Annotated in this window: 5 protein-coding genes and 1 pseudogene; 3 read left to right on the top strand and 3 right to left on the bottom strand. The window is 48.8% G+C overall.

What is annotated here, in order from left to right; translation table 11 throughout:
• The first annotated feature begins 3 nt into the window (after positions 1-3).
• The gene (locus tag BM315_RS23725) at positions 4-762 is read left to right on the top strand and encodes a transposase (protein WP_090506110.1); all 759 of its coding nucleotides are present in this window, start codon (positions 4-6) and stop codon (positions 760-762) included.
• 684 nt (positions 763-1,446) lie between these two features.
• Here the strand turns inward: BM315_RS23725 and BM315_RS23720 are convergent.
• The 3 genes from BM315_RS23720 to BM315_RS24570 all read right to left on the bottom strand — a co-directional run bounded on the left by BM315_RS23720 (position 1,447) and on the right by BM315_RS24570 (position 4,794).
• Positions 1,447-2,196: a tetratricopeptide repeat protein gene (locus tag BM315_RS23720; RefSeq protein ID WP_090506108.1), complete on the bottom strand. Its 750-nt coding sequence runs from the start codon at positions 2,194-2,196 to the stop codon at positions 1,447-1,449.
• A gap of 269 nt (positions 2,197-2,465) precedes the next feature.
• Positions 2,466-3,953, bottom strand: coding sequence for an ATP-dependent nuclease (locus tag BM315_RS23715; protein ID WP_090506106.1), 1,488 nt, complete (start codon positions 3,951-3,953; stop codon positions 2,466-2,468).
• A 250-nt stretch (positions 3,954-4,203) separates the two neighbouring features.
• The gene (locus BM315_RS24570) at positions 4,204-4,794 is read right to left on the bottom strand and encodes a hypothetical protein (RefSeq protein WP_141124030.1); all 591 of its coding nucleotides are present in this window, start codon (positions 4,792-4,794) and stop codon (positions 4,204-4,206) included.
• Between the two features lie 542 nt (positions 4,795-5,336).
• On the opposite strand from BM315_RS24570, the gene BM315_RS23710 reads away from it, so the two are divergent.
• Positions 5,337-5,585 carry a hypothetical protein gene (locus BM315_RS23710; protein ID WP_244527376.1) on the top strand — a complete coding sequence of 83 codons (249 nt, stop codon included), beginning with the start codon at positions 5,337-5,339 and terminating at the stop codon, positions 5,583-5,585.
• Positions 5,586-5,792: 207 nt separating this feature from the next.
• Positions 5,793-6,221, top strand: a pseudogene (locus tag BM315_RS23705) (hypothetical protein); the annotation flags it as partial.

The following is a 6,221-nucleotide window of genomic DNA, read 5'->3' as shown; positions in this document are numbered from 1 at the left end:
CCCATGAAACGGTTTATCCAGGGTGAGCACCGAGGGCAAAGCACCTTACTTCCCGAGAGCCTCGATGACTACGTCAGCGATACCAACCCGGTACGGGTGGTTGATGTCTTCGTCGATGAACTCGACTTGGCCAAGCTAGGTTTTGATGGCGTCATTCCAGCCGAAACCGGCAGACCGGCCTACCACCCTGCGATCCTCCTGAAGATCTATATCTACGGTTACCTAAACCGCATTCAATCAAGCCGACGTCTTGAGCGAGAAGCCCAGCGCAACGTCGAACTCATGTGGCTAACCGGGCGTTTGATGCCCGATTTCAAGACCATCGCCAACTTCCGAAAAGACAACAGCAAGGCCATTCGCGGCGTCTGCCGCCAGTTCGTTTTGCTCTGCCAGCAGTTGGGGTTGTTTGGCGAAAAAGGCATGAATATGCACTGTTACTGGAGTTCTAAGTGCCAGAGTTGCGCGCTGAAAACCCAGTGCACACCAAGCACAAATCGTCGAGTAAGGCGCTGGGAGCATGAAGCTGTGCTGGAGGAAATGCAGCGTCGGTTGAACCAAGCACCAGAGATGATGCGGGTTCGAAAACGGACTGTTGAGCATCCCTTCGGGACGCTCAAACAATGGATGGGGGCAACGCACTTCCTGACTCGAAAACTGAACGGGGTGAGTGCGGAGATGAGCTTGAACGTGCTCGCCTACAACCTGAAGCGGGTGATGAAAATCATCGGTACCGAAGGCTTGTTGAAGGCGATGGCGGCGTAAAAGCCTCGACTTTGGCTGCTGCAAGAGCGCCAAAGTGCTTCATAAACGCTCTCACGTGTTACCGGCGCTGATCTTGGCAAATGCTCGGGAAATCGCCACGCCCAGGAGCACTGGCTGAGGCATACAAGATACGAAAGTGTTTTTACACGCTCTGGGCCAGAAGCAGTCATTCCGAGCCAGATCGACTGATGAATTCCAGCTCGCGCTTCAGTTCATCACTACTTAGTTGCGGGGGCAGAAATTATATATAATATTCAGATTTATCATGAGTTGTTCTCTGGTAGACTTCTGTACGCTCGTAACCATACAATTGAATGGATGTACTTAGCGTATCTCATCTTAATTATGATGAGAGGGCTCGGGTAGTTAGTCACGCGGAATGACCATAGGTCTTGCATGTCTGCATTGGGTCGATTTCCGCTTGTTACAAAATGCAGCTACATTGTCGCTTTTAGCCAATCGCGCAAGGACGGGGTCGGCCAACATGGGAAATTTACTGTCTGAGCGCTAAGAAATCTACGATAACTAGGAAATTAAGTCAGCGCGCATGAGATATACTCCTGCGTGGGAGGCCATGCTTAAACTTAGGGCCAAACTATTCGCTACATGAGAAAAATACAGTATGAATTTTATTTCATAGCAGCACTGGGCGCCTGTGTGAGCCAATAAGAGAGACATTATGCCCTATTCGTATTTAGCCAAGTACTGATCAAGTACTTCTAGCGCGTCGACATTTTCCATGCGCTTCGATAAGGTAATCCCATCCTCAATTTCCATTGGATTCATTTCTTCCTTCAATGAGTCGAGGACGAAATTGGCAGCGTCCCCATAGCCAGCCATCTCTGCAGTCTTCAATAGCGCGTATGCCGCAACTTTATCGCCTCGAACACCCCAGCTATTCTGATACATAAGTGCCAAGCTAATCAGCGCATATTTATCCTTTTCTGCAGCAGTTCGGAACCACTTTATTGCCCTATCAAAATACTGTTGGCTCGCGGGGCCAGCGGTTATTCCGGCACCTTGGTACAGCGCCCCCAGCTGATACTGAGCTTCGAAGTTGTCTTGCTCCGCAAGGGGTAAAAGTATCTTTATCTTCTCCTCAAAATCATTTGCAAAATAAATCATTCTGATCTGAGCCGGCGGAAAATTCTGGATGGCAGCTTTGGAATACCATTCTTTCGATATCTTATAGTCCCGCGCCACGCCATGCCCGTAGAAATACATATCTCCGAGAGCTGTTTTAGCTGCAGGGTTATTATTTTCGGCAGAAATATTAAGTAGCTCAATGGCTCTGTTGTAATCGACTGGGACGCCATTGCCGTGGTAGTAATTCATTCCCTCTATGAACTCTTTATCAGGCTCTGTAGATTTGTCGCAGCCAGACAGAATTACATACGATAAAGCTAAAACGATTCCGATTTTGCTGATGTGCATACGCAATCCTTTTCAATTGAAGGGGGCTTCCACATTTCACCAGTAGAGCATCCTACTGTAACTGGCACCAGGTTGCATGAGAGAAACATGTTCTGAATGTCCGATTTTGAACGACACGAATCTGAGGCCTGAATCGCCCCTGGTTTTCTAGACCCTCTCCAGACTGAGGCCTGGAGAGGGTCTACGAAACTAGTGGCAATTCACCGCGCGACTTACAGGCCTACAAATTCGAAAAAGGTGAGCTTTTTCAGAGCCTCCTTAAAGAAATACTATGCGGCTTCCGGCTCTTGAACCAGCACATGGATTCGTGTCGCTAGCGCGTTGCAAAAATCAGGATTATTTCTCACCCAAAGGGCGAAAAATGCCCCTCGGACTATCACTTCAGATACGAAACCAATCTTCAGTCCCAATTGGACATAGAGTAAGTGGGGGTCTCTATTGGTTCTCATAACCTCTTCCATGGCTGACCTGACCTCCGCTTGCGCTTCCGGAGGTCGCTGGCAGGACACTGTTAGGATCGCTATGTCTCGTTCGATGTTAGATAAAATATCGTCATAAACACTTATCTCAGGTTGTGCACCAGGTAGCCGGATAATGCCACTTTCGGGGTCGTCATCACCTTGTTGCTCAGAGTCGCCATCGATAATACAAAGCGATTTGAAAGAAATTGCAGGGTTACGGACATGGCTTCTGTGCGTACTGACGGCTGTACCGTCCCCAGCAACCGCATGAATTTCCACTTGCTCAAATTCAGCGCCAAGCTTTTCTCGAAGGATCGCTTCGACCCAATTTTTTGCAAAATCATCCTCAACAAAAACGGCGAGCTTTCTATCAACACGGCCTGATACAGCTCTCAAAGCCTGAACCGATAGTTTTCCCTGCTTGAGCTTGCCTGAAATGCACGCCCAGATTGCCTCATTAGGCAAAGGGGAAAGTGCATAGTCACTGTGCGTTGTGAACACTGTTTGCACGGATTTCCGCTCAGCAACATCGATGAGGTACTCGACCATACGACGTGTAGCGATTGGATGGAGACCGTTCTCAATTTCTTCAATGATAATAAGTGAGTTTGTGGGAGCTTGCTCAATCTCACTGATCATTCTGATGATGGATGACTCGCCAGCTCCAAAATGAAACTCCGAATACTGCTGGTCGCCATTTTTTCCGATTAAGAAAAGGTCGTCTTGGCCCACATCGGTAATACGAAATTCAGTTACAGCTTTTCCAAGAACGTGTTCGACTTGAGTCGCTACTTCCGCGTCAAGAGACAAAAGTTCACCTTGGTGTACATAAGATGATTTAGTCAGCTTTTTAAACCGAGTTTTTTCTCCAGCAGGTACGGTGCGCTCAATTCCGAAGAAAAGAACAACTCGATCCGCTACTTCGCCCCGAACCCATTTCGCTTGTCTGAAATTGCTACTTCTTTTGACCAGTTGACGCTGGTTGAGTACTTTGTCTACGAGTTCATACTCGACTCGCCATCCAGACATAGACTCATCACCAATGGCGCTTTTAGGAAAAAAATATCCAGGTTTGATGGGTTTGTATGCGCAACCTGCGACACCTAAAACGGAAGACTTTCCGCTACCGTTAGGCCCGATGAGTGCCGTAACTGGAAACTCAAAAGTAATGTCCTCACCGGCAAATCCTCGAATCCGCTGAATACTTGCTTTATACAAGTACTTTCCATAATCGTGCTCACGGACTTTCTTGAGCAAGGCGATTTTTCTCGATTCTCTGATTTCACTACGCTCCATCGTACAGCCCCATTGCCTATTTTCAGATGATTATGTTGAAGCACCACCATATTACCAGTGCCGCGCGCTAGCCTCTTGGAGGCCGTTAGGAGCGTGGGTCAGCTCTTGGCCGTAAGGGGTTGCTGGCGACAGTTCGATTTCGGCCAAAAGCGCTCGTCAGTGATGGGCATCATCCGACCGATGGCGAATAGTGCCGTAGTGGCTGATCAGCCTTCCAATAAGGCGTGAAGGCATAAATGACAGAGCTAGCCTATCTTCGGCCTCGAGCCCTCATTTCATACACAGGCCTCTTATCATTTGGAGTGCTAGCTGTTGGCAGCTGATAGAATATTTCCAAGGTAAAGTTATTAATATTTACACCGGATTTAAGGCTAAAGCTGTAGTCAAAATATTCAATTAGCCTTATCTTGGATTTTCCTTTTCCAAGGAGTGCCTCGACTTGACCCAAGTTCATGAATTGAACTGCATTTGCAACATCTTGAACAGTGCAGTCTTGCTGATGCTTTACACAAGCAGACACCAGGGCAATTCGGCCTGCCATTCTGCGCCGGCCTTCAGCATTTAATCCGTTTTCATCTGTCCTATTCTCATCATCTATAATTTTGGCTTTTTCTGCTTCAATTCTTGAGTTGCGTTCTGCTATGTATTCAGCCTGAATCACGTCACGCAATTCTTCGTCCGTCAGGGTTTTGGCCTCTGCCTTTTCAACCACCTTGACATCGCATGCTGTGCTTTGAAAGGTGACCCCGTTAGAGCCACTACATTTAAAAATTTCTGCATAAACTGACTGAGAGCAGACAAGAACTGAAATGATGAGAGGGGCACAACTCCATTTGTTCATTGCTATTTCCTGTAACCAATAGTGATTCAAGGTGTTTTTTTTGTTTGGGAGCATCCGAGAAATAGATTTCGCGCATGAGTGGGGTGATTTCTGCACCTTCATTCCCATTAAATTAATTGATGCGCAGCGGCGGCGCAATGCGGGCCGCATGAATCGCGCAGGGTGTCAAACCGAAATCCTACACAGGTGACTCGTTTCGTCTCCATTTTGGGAGAGCCCGATGCATCTTGTGCCCACTAGAAAAGCCTGACTTTCTAACTGCAGATGCTGTTGACGCAATATTGGTTGAGGTTATTGTCCAACAAATGGAATTGCACCTGATTTCGTAGAAAGGCGATGACTGCTCTTGGCCGCTTTGAGCCTGTCGCATTAGCCTGAAATCGGCTAAAACCCGCCTGAATTACACAAAAATCAGCACACCCTCCTTTCAGGTCATCGGCTAGTCCGGAAGCACTCCAACTGTCTGAGGCATCCAAGTGGCAAACAACTGGAACATCCCAGCCTGGCTTGAGAAGAAAGTCAGGACCAGGGATACAAGATGCGTGTACTGCGGCACTGATTTCTTGTCCCCGAAGGAATCAGCCAAGCTCTCCCCGAGCTGGGAACACATCATCAACGACGCGTCGATCATCACCAGAGAAAACATTGCTCTCTGTTGCCGTGGCTGCAACGCCAGCAAAGGGCAGAAGTCAGTATCGGCCTGGCTTTGCTCGAAATACTGTCAGGAGCGCGGTATCACTGAGGCGACGGTTGCGCCGATTATTCAGCAGGCCATCTCGATGGGGCAATAACACAGTTGCATCTTCGTCGGGTAGGACATAACCTGAAAGCAGGTTCCGGAAGCCCCTGCCCTTCCCCAGCGCAACTTGCGCCACGGTGAATGCCTTCCTTTCTCCGCGTCAGCGGATCGCGTCAAACCATACATTGGGTCAATCCTACGATCTTTGAATCGTCTGGAACGGGGGAGCAGATGCAAACCAGATCTGAGGAAGCCCCGTATGTCACTATCTCGCAAGCAAGTCCTTGAACTAGCCAAAATCCTGCATTCAACGACCAAAGCCCTTGGTCAAAGCAGCAAGCTATCTGCACATCAAGAGAAACTCAGCCATTTGCTGGGCTACCGTCATTGGAATGCGGCAAGTGCTGGCCTTCCAGAGACGATCCCTGAGGAAACTGCGGCAGCGATCGCCTTGGTGGAGATTCCTGGGCAAACACCAATGACGTTTCTGGCACATGGGCGTGCCGCGCCTTGGAATATGCCATTGGTGGTTCGTGATTACCTGATCGCCCAATCCTTGAACCCCGATGGGTTTGGGGTAACCAGCTACACCAGGCCTGCCCCTGTGGTGGCTCAGAAGCCTAGATTCCTCACCATTGGCTTTAGCAGCGCTGTCGGCGAGTACACCGAGCACAGAGAGCCGCTAGAC

It is taken from the genome of Pseudomonas borbori, from assembly GCF_900115555.1.
In the GTDB taxonomy this organism is placed as follows: Bacteria; Pseudomonadota; Gammaproteobacteria; order Pseudomonadales; family Pseudomonadaceae; genus Aquipseudomonas; species Aquipseudomonas borbori.
This window is presented reverse-complemented; position numbering and strand designations above follow the sequence as displayed.

What these genes read in the sequence shown, in the direction of transcription:
- BM315_RS24570 (WP_141124030.1), bottom strand. Translation starts at nt 4,794, where the DNA reads ATGAACAAATGGAGTTGTGCCCCTCTCATCATTTCAGTTCTTGTCTGC.
- BM315_RS23715 (WP_090506106.1), bottom strand. Translation starts at nt 3,953, where the DNA reads ATGGAGCGTAGTGAAATCAGAGAATCGAGAAAAATCGCCTTGCTCAAG.
- BM315_RS23720 (WP_090506108.1), bottom strand. Translation starts at nt 2,196, where the DNA reads ATGCACATCAGCAAAATCGGAATCGTTTTAGCTTTATCGTATGTAATT.
- BM315_RS23725 (WP_090506110.1), top strand. Translation starts at nt 4, where the DNA reads ATGAAACGGTTTATCCAGGGTGAGCACCGAGGGCAAAGCACCTTACTT.